The 20081-nt window shown below is 62.2% G+C and carries 15 protein-coding genes, 1 tRNA gene and 2 rRNA genes; 9 read left to right on the forward strand and 9 right to left on the reverse strand.

Going from position 1 to position 20081, the window contains the following annotated elements; genetic code table 11:
- Positions 1 to 363 precede the first annotated feature (363 nt).
- Both EO136_RS07365 and rrf read left to right on the forward strand, forming a co-directional pair.
- Positions 364 to 3098 (forward strand): 23S ribosomal RNA (locus EO136_RS07365).
- An 80-nt stretch (positions 3099 to 3178) separates the two neighbouring features.
- Positions 3179 to 3294: ribosomal RNA gene (gene rrf / locus EO136_RS07370) — 5S ribosomal RNA — on the forward strand.
- A gap of 451 nt (positions 3295 to 3745) precedes the next feature.
- Here the strand turns inward: rrf and EO136_RS19085 are convergent.
- The 4 genes from EO136_RS19085 to EO136_RS07390 form a co-directional block, all read right to left on the reverse strand.
- Positions 3746 to 3898 (reverse strand): 4a-hydroxytetrahydrobiopterin dehydratase, encoded by a 153-nt coding sequence (locus tag EO136_RS19085; RefSeq protein WP_425466592.1) that lies wholly within the window; start codon positions 3896 to 3898, stop codon positions 3746 to 3748.
- A gap of 388 nt (positions 3899 to 4286) precedes the next feature.
- Positions 4287 to 6173: a potassium/proton antiporter gene (locus tag EO136_RS07380; RefSeq protein WP_127143824.1), complete on the reverse strand. Its 1887-nt coding sequence runs from the start codon at positions 6171 to 6173 to the stop codon at positions 4287 to 4289.
- Between the two features lie 161 nt (positions 6174 to 6334).
- Positions 6335 to 7096, reverse strand: coding sequence for a hypothetical protein (locus EO136_RS07385; RefSeq protein WP_127143825.1), 762 nt, complete (start codon positions 7094 to 7096; stop codon positions 6335 to 6337).
- A gap of 87 nt (positions 7097 to 7183) precedes the next feature.
- Positions 7184 to 8395: an LVIVD repeat-containing protein gene (locus EO136_RS07390; protein WP_246018287.1), complete on the reverse strand. Its 1212-nt coding sequence runs from the start codon at positions 8393 to 8395 to the stop codon at positions 7184 to 7186.
- Positions 8396 to 8457: 62 nt separating this feature from the next.
- Here EO136_RS07390 and EO136_RS07395 point away from each other — a divergent pair, with 62 nt between their 5' ends.
- On the forward strand, positions 8458 to 9546 hold the full coding sequence (locus tag EO136_RS07395; protein WP_127143826.1) for a CobW family GTP-binding protein: 1089 nt from the start codon (positions 8458 to 8460) through the stop codon (positions 9544 to 9546).
- A 122-nt stretch (positions 9547 to 9668) separates the two neighbouring features.
- Here the strand turns inward: EO136_RS07395 and EO136_RS07400 are convergent, their stop codons facing one another.
- From EO136_RS07400 to EO136_RS07410, 3 genes are all read right to left on the reverse strand, one after another.
- The gene (locus tag EO136_RS07400; RefSeq protein ID WP_127143827.1) at positions 9669 to 11210 is read right to left on the reverse strand and encodes a tripartite tricarboxylate transporter permease; all 1542 of its coding nucleotides are present in this window, start codon (positions 11208 to 11210) and stop codon (positions 9669 to 9671) included.
- A gap of 38 nt (positions 11211 to 11248) precedes the next feature.
- Positions 11249 to 11692 (reverse strand): tripartite tricarboxylate transporter TctB family protein, encoded by a 444-nt coding sequence (locus tag EO136_RS07405; protein ID WP_164730481.1) that lies wholly within the window; start codon positions 11690 to 11692, stop codon positions 11249 to 11251.
- Between the two features lie 247 nt (positions 11693 to 11939).
- Positions 11940 to 12926 (reverse strand): Bug family tripartite tricarboxylate transporter substrate binding protein, encoded by a 987-nt coding sequence (locus EO136_RS07410; RefSeq protein ID WP_127143829.1) that lies wholly within the window; start codon positions 12924 to 12926, stop codon positions 11940 to 11942.
- Between the two features lie 383 nt (positions 12927 to 13309).
- Here EO136_RS07410 and EO136_RS07415 point away from each other — a divergent pair, with 383 nt between their 5' ends.
- The gene (locus EO136_RS07415; RefSeq protein WP_164730482.1) at positions 13310 to 14050 is read left to right on the forward strand and encodes an FCD domain-containing protein; all 741 of its coding nucleotides are present in this window, start codon (positions 13310 to 13312) and stop codon (positions 14048 to 14050) included.
- Between the two features lie 58 nt (positions 14051 to 14108).
- On the opposite strand, the gene EO136_RS07420 is transcribed toward EO136_RS07415, so the two are convergent.
- Entirely contained in the window at positions 14109 to 14537 is a 429-nt protein-coding gene (locus EO136_RS07420; RefSeq protein ID WP_127143831.1) for a YciI family protein, read from the reverse strand.
- A gap of 285 nt (positions 14538 to 14822) precedes the next feature.
- Here EO136_RS07420 and EO136_RS07425 point away from each other — a divergent pair, with 285 nt between their 5' ends.
- The 4 genes from EO136_RS07425 (at position 14823) to EO136_RS07440 (ending at position 18552) form a co-directional block, all read left to right on the forward strand.
- A complete protein-coding gene (locus EO136_RS07425) occupies positions 14823 to 15293 on the forward strand; it encodes a cupin domain-containing protein (RefSeq protein WP_127143832.1) in 471 nt (156 codons plus the stop codon).
- Between the two features lie 73 nt (positions 15294 to 15366).
- Entirely contained in the window at positions 15367 to 16341 is a 975-nt protein-coding gene (locus EO136_RS07430; protein ID WP_127143833.1) for a Bug family tripartite tricarboxylate transporter substrate binding protein, read from the forward strand.
- A 219-nt stretch (positions 16342 to 16560) separates the two neighbouring features.
- Positions 16561 to 17046 carry a tripartite tricarboxylate transporter TctB family protein gene (locus EO136_RS07435; protein ID WP_164730483.1) on the forward strand — a complete coding sequence of 162 codons (486 nt, stop codon included), beginning with the start codon at positions 16561 to 16563 and terminating at the stop codon, positions 17044 to 17046.
- 15 nt (positions 17047 to 17061) lie between these two features.
- Complete coding sequence (locus tag EO136_RS07440; RefSeq protein ID WP_127143835.1) at positions 17062 to 18552, forward strand: tripartite tricarboxylate transporter permease; 1491 nt, start codon at positions 17062 to 17064, stop codon at positions 18550 to 18552.
- 168 nt (positions 18553 to 18720) lie between these two features.
- Here EO136_RS07440 and EO136_RS07445 read toward each other — a convergent pair.
- A tRNA-Met gene (locus EO136_RS07445) sits at positions 18721 to 18797 on the reverse strand.
- A gap of 217 nt (positions 18798 to 19014) precedes the next feature.
- On the opposite strand from EO136_RS07445, the gene EO136_RS07450 reads away from it, so the two are divergent.
- The gene (locus tag EO136_RS07450; protein WP_127143836.1) at positions 19015 to 20049 is read left to right on the forward strand and encodes an aldo/keto reductase; all 1035 of its coding nucleotides are present in this window, start codon (positions 19015 to 19017) and stop codon (positions 20047 to 20049) included.
- Positions 20050 to 20081 lie beyond the last annotated feature (32 nt).

The raw sequence follows: 20081 nt of genomic DNA on the forward strand, positions 1-20081 counted from the left end.
TTTGCGTGTGTAGGGAAGAAAACGGTTCGGCCGTCTCTTGAAAAAGGGCGTGCCTGTTCGACGATACATTGTGAAGAGAAGGATTGTTTGTCCTGCCTGTACCCCAGGCGATCCCCCAGTCGGGATTAGGCTTTTTGCCTTGGAGAAACGATACCTCGTGAAACTGGTCTTTGGATCGGATCAGGGCAGCACCTGGAGGCGTGGCGACACGTCTTGTGGGGTTTTGTCCGGTCGGATGGGCCGCTCGCATCGGTGGTGCACACCGGTGAGCAACGGGTGGTCTGTTCGGTATATCCGATCCTTTAAATGATCTGACCATCGATGCCCGATGATCGAGAGATTGCGGGCATTGGTAATGAGAACGATCAAGTGCCAAAAGGGCGTTCAGTGGATGCCTTGGCGCACACAGGCGATGAAGGACGTGATACGCTGCGATAAGCGTCGGGGAGCTGCGAATAAGCTTTGATCCGGCGATTTCCGAATGGGGCAACCCACTCAGCAATGAGTATCCCGCAAGGGAGGCGAACCCGGGGAACTGAAACATCTCAGTACCCGGAGGAAAGGACATCAATTGAGACTCCGTTAGTAGTGGCGAGCGAACGCGGATCAGGCCAGTGGCAACAGGGTAAGAACGGGAACGCATTGGAAAATGCGGCCAGAGTGGGTGATAGCCCCGTACCGGTAGAAAACCTTGTTGTCCTCGAGTAAGGCGGGACACGTGAAATCCTGTCTGAACATGGGGGGACCACCCTCCAAGCCTAAGTACTCGTGTGCGACCGATAGTGAACAAGTACCGTGAGGGAAAGGTGAAAAGCACCCCGACAAGGGGAGTGAAACAGTCCCTGAAACTGGATGCCTACAAACAGTCAGAGCCCAAGGTTTGTCCTGGGTGATGGCGTACCTTTTGTATAATGGGTCAGCGACTTGGTCTAACGAGCAAGCTTAAGCCGATAGGTGTAGGCGCAGCGAAAGCGAGTCTTAAGAGGGCGAATGAGTTCGTTGGATCAGACCCGAAACCGAGTGATCTAGCCATGTGCAGGTTGAAGGTGCGGTAACACGCACTGGAGGACCGAACCCACGTCTGTTGAAAAAGACGGGGATGACGTGTGGCTAGGGGTGAAAGGCCAATCAAACTCGGAAATAGCTGGTTCTCCGCGAAATCTATTTAGGTAGAGCGTCAGACGAATACCTCGGGGGGTAGAGCACTGGATGGGCTAGGGGTCCTCACCGGATTACCAAACCTAACCAAACTCCGAATACCCGAGAGTACTATCTGGCAGACACACGGCGGGTGCTAAGGTCCGTCGTGGAAAGGGAAACAGCCCTGACCTACAGCTAAGGTCCCCAAGTCATGGTTAAGTGGGAAAGCATGTGGGAATGCTTAGACAACCAGGAGGTTGGCTTAGAAGCAGCCATCCTTTAAAGATAGCGTAACAGCTCACTGGTCAAGCGTTCCTGCGGCGAAAATGTAACGGGGCTCAAACCATGCACCGAAGCTTAGGGTGTGCAGCTTTTGCTGTACGCGGTAGCGGAGCGTTGTGTAAGCCTGCGAAGGGATACCCGTGAGGGATCCTGGAGGTATCACAAGTGCGAATGCTGACATGAGTAGCGACAAAGAGTGTGAGAGACACTCTCGCCGAAAGTCCAAGGGTTCCTGCGCAATGCTAATCAGCGCAGGGTTAGCCGGCTCCTAAGGCGAGGCCGAAAGGCGTAGTCGATGGGAATCACGTTAATATTCGTGAGCCTGCTGGGAAGTGACGGATTGCCAGAGTTGTATGTCCTTATCGGATTGGACGTGCAGTGAGGCGGTTCCAGGAAATAGCCCCAGCTTATAGACCGTACCCGAAACCGACACAGGTGGACTGGTAGAGCATACCAAGGCGCTTGAGAGAACGATGCTGAAGGAACTCGGCAAATTGCACGCGTAACTTCGGGATAAGCGTGACCCTTCATCGGGCAACCGGTGGGGGGTGGCACAGACCAGGGGGTGGCGACTGTTTATTAAAAACACAGGGCTCTGCGAAGCCGCAAGGCGACGTATAGGGTCTGACGCCTGCCCGGTGCCGGAAGGTTAAAAGGAGAGGTGCAAGCCTTGAATTGAAGCCCCGGTAAACGGCGGCCGTAACTATAACGGTCCTAAGGTAGCGAAATTCCTTGTCGGGTAAGTTCCGACCTGCACGAATGGCGTAACGACTTCCCCACTGTCTCCAGCATCGACTCAGCGAAATTGAATTCCCCGTGAAGATGCGGGGTTCCTGCGGTCAGACGGAAAGACCCCGTGCACCTTTACTATAGCTTCACGCTGGCATTCGTGTCGGCATGTGCAGAATAGGTGGTAGGCTTTGAAGCGGGAACGCCAGTTCTCGTGGAGCCGCAATGTGAGATACCACCCTTATCGTCATGGATGTCTAACCGCGGTGTAACAGCACCCGGGACAGCGTGTGGTGGGTAGTTTGACTGGGGCGGTCGCCTCCCAAAGAGTAACGGAGGCGCGCGATGGTGGGCTCAGACCGGTCGGAAATCGGTCGTTGAGTGCAATGGCATAAGCCTGCCTGACTGCGAGAGTGACAACTCGAGCAGAGACGAAAGTCGGTCATAGTGATCCGGTGGTCCCGCGTGGAAGGGCCATCGCTCAACGGATAAAAGGTACGCCGGGGATAACAGGCTGATGATGCCCAAGAGTCCTTATCGACGGCATCGTTTGGCACCTCGATGTCGGCTCATCACATCCTGGGGCTGGAGCAGGTCCCAAGGGTACGGCTGTTCGCCGTTTAAAGTGGTACGTGAGCTGGGTTTAGAACGTCGTGAGACAGTTCGGTCCCTATCTGCCGTGGGTGTTGGAATATTGAGAAGAGCTGTCCCTAGTACGAGAGGACCGGGATGGACGAACCTCTGGTGGACCTGTTGTGGCGCCAGCCGCAGTGCAGGGTAGCTAAGTTCGGACGGGATAACCGCTGAAAGCATCTAAGCGGGAAGCCTCCTTCAAAACCAGTATTCCCTATCAGAGCCGTGGAAGACCACCACGTCGATAGGCCGGGTGTGGAAGCGCAGCAATGCGTGAAGCTTACCGGTACTAATAGCTCGATCGGCTTGATCGTTCTCATTTATCAATGCCTGCAACCCGCACGTTGCACAGATCTCAAAAAGACCAGTCTCACACCAATTTGTTCTTGTTCGACCTGGTGGCTATGGCGAAGCGCCCAGAACCCGATCCCATTCCGAACTCGACCGTTAAACGCTTCAGCGCCAATGGTACTGTGTCTTAAGGCACGGGAGAGTAGGTCGCCGCCAGGTCTAACAAGAACAAATATCCCTTCTCTTTAACCCTCATCCAAAAAGCCCCGCTGCATAACCGCAGCGGGGCTTCTTGCGTTTCACATCCCCCGCTAAACACGCCCCGGCCGGGGTTGGCCGGCAAGGCCCGAAAGGGTCCGCTCGCGAAAATGTCCACTGCCGGCCCCGGGGCCCGGCTCCGCGATGTGCGGACAGACGCCGCAGCTTCTTGGCCACCGCCCCCCCTTAGGCCATAGCTCCCCCATCGCGACAGCCCGGCCGGACCGCGCTTTGGCTCGGGGCCATGTTTCAACGCTTCAGCCCATCGCGGTCGTCAGCCAAGGGCACCAGGCTATGCAATGGATGGCAATCCTCTCCCCGCGGGTGCCCGGTAGCGCGCCTGCGCGCGCCATATCCCGCCCTCAACGCCATCGCAGGCCAGGGCTCCACGCACCCCCCGGCACTCCAACCCTCACACCAGCCCCTCGATCGCCTCCGCAAGCGCAAAGTCCAGAGCCGTCAAGCCAACCGCATCATGGGTCCAGAGCCCAATCTCAACACGCCTATACATATGAAAAACCTCAGCATGATGCCCAAACGCTCCGAAACCAGACCAACCCGGCACACAAACCCAAACGAAACAGAAAAATCCAAAACACAAAAATACAATGTAAACGGCCAAGAGCGAAAAAAAACTGGCGCTAGAGCATATCCTGTTCTGACTGAATCAGAACAGGAGCTCCAAGTCTTTGATTTGTCGCGTTTCCGAACCGGGCAAGTGTTGCCACTTGTCCTGGAAACGCTCTAAATGGCGCGGATGCTCCAAGGTGCCGGTTGGCATTGAAATCGGTGCTGCATTGGGAACCAGACGAGGGCCGACGCAGCAGACCTGAGTGTTACCCTGACAATGGCCCGGCCCGGACTCGATCTGGCATGGAGACATTTTCCGGCCCGGCGCGGGACAAGGACCCGGACCTCGTGCTCAGCCTCAATCGGAGCAGGGCATGATCTCGTCAGTCCGATGATTTGGTATTCGCGCCATCAATGCTGGAGGGTGGCGCCTGCAGTTCGGCCGTCTGCTGTGCTTGGCTCGCCCGGCGGCCTTTGCGGCGGGCGATCTGTTCGCGCAGGAACGCCATCATTTCGCGACCAGAAACGAAGAGGGGCACACGCGCCCGGCCGGCTTCCTGATCGATGGCGAGGCCGGCGGCGGTGATGTCGCCATCGACGTTGACTTCGCGCACGATCAGCTCGAGTTGACCAATGGCTACGCGATCACCGACCTCGGCGGTGCCACCGAGCCGCTCGCGCATATAATCGGCGATCTTCCGATCGGCTGGTACATTGTGGGGAATGGGCATGCCATAGGCATCGCCCAGTGCATCAAGAGGCCGTTCGGGGTTGATTGGAAACTCTCCGAAGAAGTCCTTGTCGTCCGCTTCGACCTTGGTCGGGCTGGCAAACAGTCTGTCGAGCAGGCGCGTGTAGCGCGGAGCGATGAACATATAGATGTAATCCCCGGCCTTGATGCGCCCGGCATACTGGTAGCGCATGGACTGGCCGTCGCGAACCACGAGCGAGGGACGGGCCCAGCGCGGGAGGCGCTCGCCTTCGGCGACCGGGCTGCCCGCGACCACATGGTAGACGATCAATTCGTGATGGGCACTGCCCGGGAGTTCGAGCCCCACGCGTTCGACCGGGCCGATCCGCGGGGGCACGATGAGACCGAGCCAGCGTGCCATGGGGCCGATGGTCCAGCCCTGGATAAGCAGAGACGTCAGCACCACGATGAAGGCGGCATTGAAAAGGAGGATGCCATTTTCCAGCCCCGCGATCAGCGGCAGGATGGCCAGCAGGATAGAGACGGCGCCCCGCAGGCCCACCCAGGACACGAACGCGGTTTCGTCCCTGTGATAGCGAAAGGGCAGGAGGCACAGCCAGACCGCAATGGGCCGGGCGATGAACATGAGAAAGAGAGCCAGCCCGACCGCGGGCAGGGCGACTGCGCCAAACTGGGAAGGGTTGGCGAGCAGACCCAGGATGAGGAACATGACGATCTGAGCCAGCCAGGTCATGCCGTCCTGGAAGCGGGTGAGGGCGGATTTGCCGCGGATTCGCATGTTTCCGGCCACCAGCCCGGCGATATAGGCGGCAAGAGCTCCAGAGCCGCCCAAGGCGCCGGTCAAGGCAAAAAGGAACACGGCCATGCCCAGAACGATGATGGGGTAGAGAGCTCCCTCGAGTTCGAGCCGGTTGATCAACTGCACGATCAGCGCGCCACCGGCGACGCCGAGCACCAGCCCGAGGCCCATCTGGAGGGCGAAGCCGGTCAGGAATTCATGGGTCATGCCCGATACGCCGGCATTCGAAACGATAAGCTCGACAAACAGGATGGTCAGAAAGATCGCCATGGGGTCGTTCGATCCGGACTCGACCTCAAGAGTGGAGCGGACTTTCTCGCGGATGGCGATGCCGCCGGCGCGCAGCAGGAAAAACACCGCGGCGGCGTCGGTCGAGGAGATGATGGCGCCCATGAGAAGCGCTTCGGCCCAGCCCAATCCGAAGAGGAAACGGGCGGCAAGCCCGACCAGCCCCGTCGTGAGCAGGACGCCAACGGTGGCCAGAATCACCGAGGGCGCGGCCGCCTGCCGCAAGGCACGGATCGACGTGCCGAAGCCGGAATCGAAAAGGATGACCGCGAGGGCCAGCGAGCCCACGAAATAGGCGGTGTCGTAGTCGGAGAATTCGATGCCCAGCCCGTCGCTGCCCGCGGCGAGGCCCATGCCAAGGAAGATGAGCAGCAAGGGAGCACCGAACCTGAAGGCGATCAGGCTCGTGAGCACAGAAGCAATTATGAGCCCCGCACCGATGAGCAGGACGGGGTAAATCCAATCGATCATCGATCAAATTCCGGCGGCTGGAAGCCGATATGGTGTGAACGCCGCGCCTGAAAAGGCGAGCAGATAAAGGACTATTCAAATATCTTTAAGAAATAGGGCACAAGCAGGCCGCTTTCGACCCCGCCGGCCGAAAAAATCGCACGCCCTCGAATATTATCGGCTTAGGCGGCGGCCGGTCGCGGAAGCGGACGGGGGGCGAATGGGGAGCGGGGGAGGGGGCAAGTGCTTGTGAAATCGGAAAAATCCGGGCCAAGCAGTGCGAGGAGCTGCCGGCCTTCGCTCCTGAGGGCCGAAGCGGGGAGGCCGCGGCATCGGACGCCGGCCTCGCTGAGCCGTTCGCGAGCGCGGCGCTGGGCGGGCAGGACGCTGTTTCCGCTGTCGACCCAGAGGGCCAGAAGGCCCGATGACGTATGGAAGGCGAGGTCCGCAGGGATGAAATCATCGGCAGAGAGCGGCCCGGGAGCTGCGGGGCGAATGCGGGCGCGGGGGAAGGGCATGGGCGCGCAGAAGGCCCAGTGGGCGGGCTCGATCAGGCCTGCGATATCGCTGCACCGTGCTGCAAGCAGGTCCTGATCGCGCGTGATCTGTGCTCTGATCGCGTCGAAATAGGCGTCAAAAAAGGCAAGGCCGGGTTTCCAGAACGACCCGCACAGGCGACGGAGGTGTCCGGCGAGGAAGTCGAGCTGCTGATCGGCGTGCCGCATGTCGGTCGCGGCGGGGGGCAGGGTGAAGGGATGGGCGAGCGCATGAAGGCGCACCGGCGCGCGCCTGTCGGCGGGAACAGCGGCGAGGGGCGCGCCGGGCAGGTCGATGTCCGCGGCCCGGCCCTCGGTGATCGCCACGAGTGCATCCTCGCGGACGCGGTCCCGACCATAGGCGATCAGATGGTGCGTTGCCGCAGCGGGCGCATCGGGTCTTTGCATGGTCGGGCTCCCATTATGCCTCCCCGGGCAGGGCCCGGGGAGAACTCATTTGCGGGTTTCGTTCTGCCGCGGTCAGAACCGCGTGGGTCAGATGTCCATTTCGAGCACGTAGAGACCGCCGGCCCAGCGGTCCACCGCGTAGATCAGCCCGTTCTCGTCGACATAGGCGTCGTTGAACTGGATCGATCCCGCCGGTGAGCCTTCGGGGGCTTCGGGCACGTAGTGCGCGATTTCCTTGGGTTCGTAGGGGTCGGCGATGTCGTGGACCCGGACCCCGCCATTGAAATAGGTGCCGATGACGATCTGGTCGGACCTGAAGGAGGGGCCGGGGCGGTTCTCGTGCACGTTGTGAGCCCCGAAGCGTCCGCCGCGCGGTGCGAACTCCTCGACCGGGGGCATGGGCAGGGTCGAGATGGGCACGAGGTTGTCTTCGACCTGGGCATCGAGCACCCAGACCCGCTTGGGCCAGTCCTCGCCCAGATCGTAGACGCATTCGTCCGAGGCCACGATCAGGTTGCGGTCAAACAGAGGCAGCACGGTGTGGGTGAAGCCGTTGGCGGGGGGATGGGGATTCCAGTGGCTGACCAGCTTGGGCGCCGATTTGTCGGCGATGTCGAGGATCATCACGCCGCCGTCGATATACCCGATATAGGCCCGGTCGGGGCGCTCGGGATAGACATTGGTGTTGTGGCACCGCCAGCCCTGGCTGAAGCGCGGGTGGCGCGGGGGTGCCGGCTCGTCATCGCCCACACGGGTGCCCGGATACCACCAGAAGCAGGTTTCCTCGGGCTTGGAGGGGTTGGAGATGTCGAGCATGAGAAAGGGCTGGTCGTCCCAGCTTTCCTTGGGCTGGAAGTCCTTTGTGGGGGCCGCGGCGGTGAGCCAGCCTTCCTCCACGAACCAGACCTGGTGGCAGCCTCGCGAATGCGGGCTCGAGCAATCGTAAAAGCCGATCGAGCGTGGCTCTTCAGGCTTGGTGATGTCGAACAGTTCGATGCCGGCGGGCTCCTGTCCCCATGTCTGGGTCTGGTAGGCGACCGCCATGGTGTTGCCCACCACGTCAAGGGAATTGGACCGGACCGTGTTGTGCGGAAGCTGGGTCTGGACCACGACCTTGGGATTGCGCGGATCCGACACGTCGACGCCGGTGAAATTGGTTGGAGCGCTTTCGTGGGCGAGCCAAAGAATTCGCCTTCCATCGTTTGTCAGTTGAAGGCTGACACCTTCCCCAACATTTCCGTTTCCAAGCAATGTGTCCTGCGAAAGCAGTTTGATGTTCTTGGATTCTGCCTTTTTCATGGATTGCCTCTTTTTTATATTATGAATTCTTGTTAGGGTTTCGCCAGCAAAAAGGAGGCGACATGAGTGCCACATCGCTGCCACTGACGATCATCACGGGGTTTCTGGGAAGCGGGAAAACCACGCTTCTCAACGGTCTGCTCAAGGATTCCCGCCTCGAGCGCACGGCGGTTATCGTGAACGAGTTCGGCGAGATCGGGCTTGATCACCTTCTGGTCGAAAGCGCCATGGATCAGATGATGCTGCTCGACAATGGCTGTCTGTGCTGCACGGTGCGGGGCGATCTGGTCGACACCCTGCTCGACCTGCTGCGCAGGGTGGAGGCCGAGGAAATCCCCGCGTTCGACCGGGTGATGGTCGAGACCACCGGGCTGGCCGATCCTGCCCCGATCGTCCAGACGCTGGCCACAAGCGAGGCGGTCGCCGAGCGGTTTCACCTCCATGCGGTCGTCACCACGGTGGACGGCATCAACGGAGCGGACACGATCACCGAATATCCCGAGGCGCGCGCCCAGGCGGCGATGGCGGACCTGCTGCTTGTCACCAAGACGGACCGGCCGGAAGCCAACCCCGCGAGGGTTTCGGCGGCGCTTGCCAGCCTCAACCCCACCGCGCCGCGCGTTGCGGTCAGCGGCGGCATCGTCGATCCGGCAGTGATCATCGAACTTGGCCGGGCAGCGGACCACCTTGCGATGGAGGACGCCGGCAACCCGGACGCTGAGGACCACGTCCATGACGGGGCGTGCGGGCACGACCATGATCACGACCATGGGCATCATCATGGACACGACCATGCACACGGGTCGGTACACGGGTTCGACATCCAGTCGGTTTCGCTGGTGCTCGATGAGGATATGGACTGGGAGACGCTGGCCGGCTGGCTGGATTGGATCCTGGCCTTGAGGGGTGCGGACATCCTGCGGGTCAAGGGCATCGTGCAGCCGAAGGGCTTTGATCGGCCGGTGCTGATCCATGGGGTGCAGCACGTGTTCTTTCCCCCCACCGAGATGGGGGACTGGCCCGATGAGGACCGGCGCAGCCGACTGGTGGTGATCGCAAGGGATATTCCCGCCACCGCGCTCAAGGCTTCGCTCGCGAGCTATCGCGCGAATCGGGCCGCGCTCGACGCGCCGATCTCGGTGCCTGCCTAGCGCGGATCTCCGCGGTGCCCGGGCCGGGCTGCCGTTCCCGCGGCGGGCCTTGCCGAAGCGCTGCCCCCAGGTGCCCCTGCCGGCATCACGCCGGCGGGGGCTTTTTTGTGCGGGTCGCGCGCTCACCGGCGATCCCCGTCGGGATCGCCGGCATCAGTCCCGTCGGTGACCGGAGGGCCGGCCTTGACCGCCTTTTGCAGAACGCGCGGGCGGAAGGCGACGTAGAGGGCAAAGAGGATGCAGGCCAGGATCACCAGCGCAATCGGCCGGCCCATGATGTAGGGCACGGGATTGTTGTTGGTGATGGTCATGAGGTTGCGGAAGCCATTCTCGGCGATGGGCCCGAGAATGAGCCCGAGCAGGAGTGCGGCGGGCGAGAAGTTGAACCTCTGGGCATAATAGCCCACCACCCCGAAGCCGACCATGATCCAGACATTGTGGATGTTGTTGGTGCCGGCGTAGACGCCCACCACCGAGAAGATGAGGATCAGCGGCCCGATGATGCCTCGCGGGATCAAGGTGAGATAGGCGATCATCCGCGCGACCACGGCTGCCACGCCGCCCATGAGGATGTTGGCGAACAAAAAGCCCCACATGATGGTGTAGATGACTTCGGGCCGTGCGGTGAAGAGCTGCATGCCGGGCTGGAGTCCGTGGATCATCAGCGCGCCAAAGATCACCGCCGCGGAGATGCCGCCGGGAATCCCGAGGACGAACATGGGGATGAGCGATGTGCCGGTGACACCGTTGTTGGAGCCTTCTGTGGCCGCGAGGCCCTTGGGCTCGCCCTTGCCGAACTTGTCGCCGGGCTTGGCCGAGGAGACCTCCCAGGCATAGGCGACCCATTGGGCGACGCTCGCGCCAGCCGCGGGAATGATGCCCATGACAAGGCCGGTGACCCAGCCGCGCACCAGCGACCAGCGCAGCTTCCACATCTCGGGCAGGCTGGGCCAGATGTTCCAGCTCAGCTTGCTGACGCCCGAAATCGTGCCCTTGGTGTCCTTGGAGATCAGCTCGAGCCCCTGGGCGAAGGCAAAGAGCCCCACGATCGCGGGCAGGATGTCGAACCCGGCCTGGAAGCCGATATAGCCGAAGGTGTAGCGGGGAAAGCCCGAGGCCAGATCGGTGCCGAAGGTGGCCAGCAGCAGCCCCGCCATGCCCGCGAGCAGGCCGCGGAAGAGGGCGCCGAACGAGACAGCGGCGATCGAGAGCAGGCCCAGAAGGGCAATCAGGAAGAATTCGGCCGGTCCGAACAGGAGCGAAAACCGCGCCAGCGGCGGGGCCAGGAACATCAGAGCAAGGCCAGAAAGCAGGCCGCCGACGACCGAGGCGAAGGTGGATATCCGGATCGCCTCGATGGCCTGACCGTTCTTGGTCATCTCGAAGCCCTCGATGGTCGAGGCCGCAGATGCCGAGGTGCCGGGCGCCCGCAAGAGGATGGCGGAGAACGAGCCGCCATAGATGCCAGCGGCAAAGCACGACACCAAAAGGATGATGGCGGTCTCGGGCGGGAACTGGAACGAGACGGGGATCAAAAGCGCGATGGCCATGGGCGGGTTGAGCCCGGGGATGGCTCCGATGATCAGCCCGACACACACGCCCAGAAGCATGGCGCTGAAATTGGCGATCGAGAAGATGTCGGCAGCGTAGCCAAGAAATTCCATTTCAGGGACCCTTCCGGATGCGACGAGCGGGCGCGCGCCTAGATCAACCAACCCTTGGGCATGCGTGCCTGGAGGAAGACTTCGAAAAAGACGTACATGAGCGGCAGAGCCACGAGCGCGGTGAGCACGATCGACCTGATGTTGCGCACCCCGACCGCAAGCGAGAATACGACCAGATAGATCAGCGTCGAGGTGTAGTAGCCGAGGTGGAAGATGATCAGGATGTAGAGCACGGTGGCGATGGTCGCGACGATCGGGATCACCGCCTCGGCCGAGATGCGCGGCTCAAACGGTCTCTGGAACACTTCCGGAGAGATGAAGGTGCGCACGATCATGAGAACCGAGACCACCAGCATGGCGCCGCAGGCAAAGACCGGGAACAGGTGCCCCCCTGCCGGGAATCCCCAGGCAAGGCTCATCATGTAGAGCGCGAAGGCCGCACCAAGAAGCGCGGCAATGCGTTCGCCCCAGATAGAAACCATGTCAGACCTCTCTGCGAAATCGGGACGGGCCACCCCAGGGGCCTGTCCGTATGATGCACGGGGAGTTCCGGCCTGCCCCCGGGGTGGAGGGCAGGCCGGGTCGAGCATTTTCTGTTCCGAGGGGGCGGAACAGGCGCTCCAAGTTCGTCATCTGCCCAGGCGGGTGGACCCTGGTGTCCTTGTCAGCTCCTGAGGCGCCCGGCCGACGTCTCGCGACGTCCTGCCGGGCGCCCTGGGGAGGAGACGATCAGGCCTCGGCTTCCCAGAACTCGACCGATTCCACATATTCGCGGGTGTCCTGGATCAGCGCGTTCATCTCGTCGCCCACAAGGAACATGAGGTTGTTGTTCATGGCCTCTTCCTGGGCGATGTATTCGGGGTCGTTGAGGACCCGCTCGATAGCCTCGAGATAGACAGCACGCTTTTCCTCGGCGAGGCCATTGGCGACCACGAAGGACCGGCCGGCGAACGAGACGTTCTCTTCACCCGTCACTTCCGCGAACGTCTCGACCTCCGGGATCAGTTCGTAGCGGTCGGGATGCAGCACGGTGAGCCAGCGCATTTCCCCGCTCTCTACGAATGAGGTCATGTAGCCGACATTGGCCGCGATGACGTCCGAGACGCCGCCGAGCAGTTCCTGGATCTTCTGGCTGTCGCCGTTCGAGAAGATCGTTCGCACATCGAACCCGTCGATGAACTTTTCGGCGAAGGCGACGCCCATGTGGTCGTCCGAGCCCACCGCGGTCGATGAGATGACGATATCGCCGGGATTGGCCTGCACGTATTCGATGAACGAGGCGAAATCGGTGAACCGGTCCTCATCGGCACGCACGCACCATACGCAGGGGTCAAGCGAGTGCCAGGCCAGCAGGTTGAACGAATCGATGGTCTCGGGCCGCTGCATGCGCGGATCGAGATAGGAAAAGACGTGGGGGAAGTTCATGGTCCCCAGCATGTGGTCGTGCTGTTCGGCATCCCACTGCGCGGTCTGCTGCCAGGCCACCCAGCCGCCGCCGCCGGCGATGTTGACCACGTTGACAGGTACGCCTAGCTCATTGGCCAGGAACGGGGCCATCAGCCGGAACGAGCGGTCGGCGCCGCCGCCCGGATCGAAGGGTACGATGAGCTGAACGGGGCCTGAGGGAAAGCTTTCCTGGGCCTTGATAATCGATGGGGTAAAGAGCGTGGCAGAGCCGGCAGCCGCCGACAGGTTCAGAAATGTCCGACGTTTCATGATTCCCTTCCTCCTCAAGGGTAGACGGCGCCCTTAGCGGCGCGTGTCTGCGCCCATCGGTCTCCTCCCGATGTGCAAATGGATGCCTTGGGTGCCATGGGCTCCCGGCAGGCGATTATCGTCCGATAAACGATATAAGTTGTCAATGTTCGATCAAAGAAAAATGTTCGTACATCGAGAAGGCGTGGTACACTTGTCGTGCTCGTGCTAAATCTTTGGTCGAACGTGGTCCGGTTGGTCTCGGCGCGGGGGCAGGTGCGCGCCACCTGCGAACATTCCCGAAATGATTGATCGCTCCGGGCCGGTACGTTATAAGGTTACGCATTGCGCGGATGGCGAGGCTGCCGCCGGCCGCAAGACTTGAAGAAAGACGGGAGCAGACGGTGTCCACCCTTTTCACGGCGCCTGCGCGTGATGATGAAAGCAAGACGCTCAGCGTGGAGGTGTATACGCGCCTGCGCAGCGATCTGATCGCGGGACGGCTCAATCCGGGCCGGCGGCTGCCCATGCGCCAGCTCAGCGCCCATTACGGGGTAGGCGTCGCGCCGCTGCGCGAGGCGCTCTCGCGGCTGACCTCCGAGCGGCTGGTTTCGTTCGAGGAGAACCGGGGGTATATCGTGGCGCCGGTATCACTCGATGATCTGAACGATCTGTGCCGGCTGCGGACCGATCTGAGCTGCAAGGCGCTGCGGCTCTCGATCGAGAAGGGTGACGAATACTGGGAATCGGAGGTCCTCGCCGCGGTCCACAGGCTCGAGCGGGCGCAACTGCCCGCATCGCTGGACGATCAGGAGACGATCGACGACTGGGAACGGCGCCATTCGCACTTCCACCGCAGTCTCCTGGCGGCGTGCGGCTCGCCCTGGCTCATGCATTTTTGCGACATGCTCTCGGACCAGTTCCAGCGCTACCGGCGGGTGATCATCGTCGAGATTTCCGCCTCCCAGAGCCTCGTGGCCATGGTGCGCGAGCAGCACCGGACCGTCGCCGAGGCGACGATCGAGCGCGATGCGGACCGGGCGAGCGAAATCCTTGCGCGCCACTTCCAGGGAAGCGTGGAGATCGTGCGCGAGAACATGGGTGCGTTCGGCCAGTTCGAGTCCGGAAAGCGCCGTCGGGGCTGACACCCGCGTAAAATCGCTCGGGGCAGATCAGGGTTCTGGAGGTCCTGTTCCGTTTCAATCAGGACAGGTTCTCATCCCCCCCGGCCATCCGGGCCTCGACCTTCTTGTGCTGGTCGTAGCCTTCGCCCTCGGTCGCGAAGTCCTCGAGCGTATAGAGCTGGCGGATTTCGAAGCGGTCCTGGCCATGGGCAATGGGGCATTTTGCGACCCACGCGATGGCCTCGGCCAATGAGGCGCAATCCCAGATCCAGTAGCCGGCAATGACTTCCTTGATTTCGGCGAAGGGCCCGTCGGTCACCAGCGGCTTGCCGTCCCTGACCTCGACACGCGCACCTCTGGACGTGGGCATCAGGCCCGCGCCATCCACGAGGATGCCGGCCTCCACAAGCTCTTCGTTGTAACGGCCCATTTTCAAAAGCAGGCCCTCCTCGGGCTCGACGCCCCGTTCCGTATCGGGCGAAGCCTTGATCATCACCATGAAGCGCATAGGGTTCTCCTGTGTCTCGGGGCCCGCCAAATGCCGGCCCGCTCTCCAGAAGACGTTAGCACACGCCCGGGACAGACAGATTGCCGCCCGAAAATCTGGCCCCGCACCGGCGCGACAGGCGGCGGGTGGGCCCCTTCGATCTTTATTTATCATGTGATTGACATCGCAGAAATGTTCGAACATCATTGTGAAGCATGAGCATGCAGCCATGTTCGAATAATGATGCCCGGGTGTATATGGCCGCCGATAGGCGCCTTTCCCACGGGCCGCAAGGAGGAGATCGTAATGTCGCAATCGTCACCCGAGGGTGCGGGCCGGACCATGACCGCAGGCGCCGTAAAGGCCGGCGAGGAGGGCTACATCTTCGCCCTGGCCGACCTCAACAAGCTCGACGCCGGCACGGGCTATTCGACGGCCTTCGGTTCGGTCGTGGAGGGCGAGCGCACCCAGGTCGGTCTTATGACCAAGGCGCGCGGCACCGGGGCGCGGCCCCACAAGCACCCCAATGAGCAGTGGAACTACGTGGTCAAGGGCCAACTGCGCGTGCACATCGAAGGCGAGGAAGACCGCATCGTGGGTCCGGGAACGCTGCTGTTCTTCCCGGCCAACAAGGTGCACGCCACCGTGGCGCTGCCCGACGAGGACGTCGTGTTCTTCGTGGTCAAGGATCTCTCGCACGGAATCGTTGGCATGGCTGCGGACGGCACCATGTCGGGCCCCTACTACGAAAAGGGTTTCGAGCCGGACGCGAAATAGCGCCGGATTCGTCGACGGCCTATGGGCGGCGGGCCGATCTTTTGGCCGTCCACCAAAGGGAGGAAATGATCTCATGATGAAACTTGGAATGGGCCTTGTCTCGGTCGCGCTGACATCCACGTTCGCACTCTCGGCCGCTACCGCCCAGGACAGTTATCCCAGCGAGCCCATCGAGCTGGTCTGCTCGACCTCGGCGGGGTCCACCGCTGCCCAGTGGTGCCAGATGATGTCGCAGGTCCTGTCCCAGGATCACGTGCTGGGCGTTCCGGTCAATGTCAGCTATCGCGGCGCGGGTTCGGGCAATGAAGCTGCGGTCCATGTCGCCCAGCGCGATTCGGACGGCTACACCCTGCTGCACGCCAATGCGAGCTGGAGCGGGTACATGAACCTGCCCACCTTCACACCCGAAATCTCTGACTTCGAATTCCTCGCACGGGTCGAGAAGTTCATCTATGCGCTCGGCACCCATGTGGATTCCGAGTTCGAGACCTTCGAGGATACGGTCGAATACGCCCGTGAGAACCCCGAGACGCTGGCGATCGCCGGCAACAAGATCGGCTCGATCCACCACAAGCATATCCTTTCGGTCTATGGCGCCGCAGGCGTGGATGTGAACCACATTCCCTATGAGGGTTCGGGCGACGCGGTCCGCGACGTCCTCGGCCAGCACGTGCCGATGGGCCTGGGCTCGATCGGCCAGCTCCAGCCGCATGTGGAAGCGGGTAACATGCGTCCGCTGGTCGTGCTCAACGAAGAGCGGGTCGAGGCCATGCCCGACGTGCCGACGGCCGCGGAACTGGGCTATGAATACGACATCTCGCACCAGTGGCAGGGCATCTTCGTGAAGTCGGGTACGCCCGACGAGGTCAAGGACGTCCTGCGCATCGCGCTCGAGCAGGTGGTCGAGAGCCCAGAATACGCCGAGTATCTGGAAAACAGTCCCCACGTGGAGGCCAATTTCGAGAGCGATGGCGAGGTTCTGGCAGAGTCCTTCCAGGCCGAACTCGACGACTATCGCAGCTTTATGGAAGACAACGGCATCCTTTAAGCCCTTGAGGCGTCCCGGTGAGGAGCCGGGACGCTCGCAGCTTAAGGATGACGCGCCTTTCCTGGCTGGAGCCGGCCCTGTGGTCCACGGATCGCAGAGCGGCGATTGCCGGTCATGGTTCTTCGGGAAGGCGTCCTCACTTCCGTATCGTCACCGCGCGGTTCGTTCTCCCGGACCGCGCGGCTTTTCCGAAAAGGCGCGCGAAGGGGTACCCTTGTCATGATCCGGTTCAGCCGAAAATGGGCCGACCTTGCCACCGCATCGGCATTGATTGCCGCGGTGGTGTTTTTCTTCATCGAGACGTTCAGCCTGGCGGCGTCACCGATGCGGGGCTATCCGGGGGCCGCGTTCCTGCCGCGCCTGATCCTGATCTATCTGAGCATCTTTCTGGCCATCCAGTTCGTGACGGTGATGCTCAAGCCCCGGCTCCCGGCCGGCGATCCGGACGGCGAGGTCGAGTTCGAACTGGTCGACTATCTCGTCACCATCGCGGCGATCACCTGGTTCATCCTGGCTCTGGGAATGGTCGGCTTCGAGCCGGCGGTGTTCGTGATGATCGCAGCGCTCCTCGTCCGGCGGATCGGCAAACCGGTGCTCTCGATCGCGAGCGCGGCGCTGGCCACGCTGGTGCTTTGGGCGGTGTTCGTGATTGCGCTCAACGTCTCGCTGCCAATGGCATTCCTGCCGCGCTTCATATCGTTCTGACCGAGCGGAGTCGTCATGACATTGTTACTTGAAAACTTCGGCCCGGCCCTGTTCACGGTCTTTGACCCGTTCAACCTCGTGATCATCCTCGCGGGCGTTGTCGTGGGGATCGCGCTCGGCGCGCTTCCCGGGTTCGGCGGCGCCCAGGCGCTGGCGCTGATGTTCCCCTTCACCTTCGGGATGAGCCCGGAAACCGGGGTGCTCTTCTTTATCGCCATCTATGCCGCGGCCGAATATGGCGGGTCGATCCCCGCCATCCTGATCCGGACGCCCGGAACCACGGCGGCGGCGATCACGGTGCTGGACGGCTATCCCATGGCCCGGGCCGGCAAGGCGGGCAGGGCGCTCAAGATCTCGCTCTATTCGGGGGTCTTCGGCTCGCTGTGCTCGAGCTTCATTTTCCTTTTCGCGGCCTCATCGCTCGCCTGGGTGGGGCTGCAGTTCGGGCCCAGCGAGATGTTCGCGGTGGGCATATTCGGGCTTTCGATCATCGGCAGCTTCTTTGGCACCAGCCCGGTGCGCGGGTTCATTGCCACCGGGATCGGGCTCTTTATCGCAACGATCGGCAGTTCGGGCTTTTCGGGCCTGCGCTTCACCTTCGACCAGGCTGCCCTGATGGAAGGCGTGCCGCTGATCGTGGTGATCATCGGGCTGATGGCGATGCCCGAGGCGTTCCGGCTGATGATCGCCTCCAAGGAAACCGAGCCCGATCTGAAAAACGCGGCGCTCGACAATGCCGAGGACAACAAGGTGGGCTGGCGGGACATGCGCCGGCTTCTGCCCACCATGCTGCGCGGCACGGTGATCGGGACGGGGGTGGGCGCCATTCCCGGACCTGGTGCGACCGTCTCCTCGCTGCTTGCCTACAATGAGGAAAAGCGCTGGTCCAAGCACCCCGAGAAGTTCGGGACCGGGCTCGACGAGGGCGTGTCGGCGCCCGAGACCTCCAACAACGCGCTGGTGGCCGGCTCGCTCATTCCTTCGCTCGCGTTGGGCATTCCCGGATCGGGCGCCATCGCCATCCTTCTGGGGCTCCTGATCAGCAAGGGCGTGGCGCCGGGACCGCTTCTGTTCTCCCAGGGCGGGCCGCTGGTGATGTCGGTGTTCATCGGCCTGATCGTTTCGGCCCTGATGCTTCTGGTCGTGGGCGTGCTGGGGGTGCGGGTGTTCTCGCTGGTGGCCCTCGTGCCGCGCTATGTGCTGGCGCCCTTCGTTCTGGCGATCCTTCTGATCGGCACCTATTCGTACCAGAATTATTCGGCCCACATCATCATGGTGCTGGTGCTGGGCGCTGCGGCGTTCTGGCTCGAGAAGGTGCGGATCCCGGTGATCCCGATCGTGCTGGCGTTCGTGATGGGGCCGATCATCGAATCGAACCTCAACCGGGCGCTGGTGGTCAACAATGGCGATCTGGGCTTCGTTCTCAGCCGCCCGATCACCATGACGATCCTGGCGCTGGCGATCGCGACGGCGGTGTTCGGCTTCATCCGCTCGCGGCAGACGTAAGCGCTCGGGCCTCAACGTCGCTGTGCAGCATGGGGGAGCGGGGACACCGCTTCCCCCTTTTCTCGTTCGGGTTGCAAGGGCGCGGGGCGGCAGGCTACAGGACGCACGAAATCGCCACGAGAGCCATGCAATCGCGGCGCAACAGGATTTTTCCGGGAAAAGGGAAATTGGTTGCGGGGGCAGGATTTGAACCTGCGACCTTCAGGTTATGAGCCTGACGAGCTACCGGGCTGCTCCACCCCGCGTCACCATTCCGGCGGGCTCTTCCGAGCCGTTCGATGTCGCCTATATAGGGGTGCAAAGCGGGTTTGCAAACCCCTTTCCTCGCGCCTGTGCGACATTTTTTTGAACGCGACAACCGCTTCCCCGGCCAGCCTGGGGTTTGCAAGCGCGCTGCTGCCGGGCTATCACCCTTCCCGGTCCGCATTGCGCTTCACTATATTCTCACCAAAGGACATTTCAATGAAGATGATGCCGTTGGGCAGAACCGGCATTTCGGTCAGCCAGATCTGCCTGGGAACGATGACCTGGGGTGAGCAGAACACCCAGGACGAGGCCCACCAGCAGATGAATTTCGCCCTCGACAAGGGCATCAACTTCATCGACACCGCAGAACTTTACGCCGTGCCGCCCAGGGCAGAGACCTATGGGGCGACCGAGGAGATGATCGGGAACTGGTTTGCCGCCAACGGACGGCGCGAGGACTGGGTGCTCGCGTCCAAGGTCGCGGGGCCGGGCCGCAAGTGGATCCGCGAGGGCCGCCGGCTCAAGGGGGCGGACGTGACCGAGGCGCTCGAGGCGAGTCTGAAGCGCCTTCAGACAGACCATCTGGACCTCTATCAGATCCACTGGCCCAATCGCGTGCACTACAATTTCGACCGCTCCTGGATATTCAACCCCTACGCCCAGGACAAGGAGCGCGCGCGGGGGGAAATGCTCGAGATTCTCGAGGCGCTGGGACGGGCCCATGAGGCCGGCAAGATCCGGGCGATCGGGCTGTCCAACGAGACGAGCTGGGGCACGATGGAATTCCTGCGCCTTGCCGAAGCCCACGGGCTGCCGCGCGTGGCCTCGATCCAGAACGAATACAATCTCATCCGGCGCCAGTTCGACCTCGATCTGGCCGAAGTGTGCTTTTTCGAGGACGTCGCGCTCATGGCCTATTCGCCGCTGGCGGCGGGGGCGCTGAGCGGGAAGTATATGGGCGGCCAGCGCCCGGCCGGCACGCGTGGGGCGATCGGGGACATGTGGCGGCTCTCGGAGCATTCCGAGCCGGTGATCGCGGCCTATGTGGCGCTGGCGCGCGAGCACGGGCTCGATCCCTGCCAGATGGCGCTGGCCTGGTGTCTGACGCGGCCCTTCATGAGCTCGCTGATCATCGGGGCGACGTCGATGGACCAGCTCGCCGCCGATATCGGGGCGGGCGAGATCGTCCTGTCCGACGAGGTCATGGCGGGGATCGAGGCGATCCACAGGGCCCATCCGCGTCCGATCTGAGCCCGTCCTACCGGCGCGCCCTCGTGCATCGG

It is taken from the genome of Pelagibacterium montanilacus, from assembly GCF_003992665.1.
GTDB lineage: Bacteria > Pseudomonadota > Alphaproteobacteria > Rhizobiales > Devosiaceae > Pelagibacterium > Pelagibacterium montanilacus.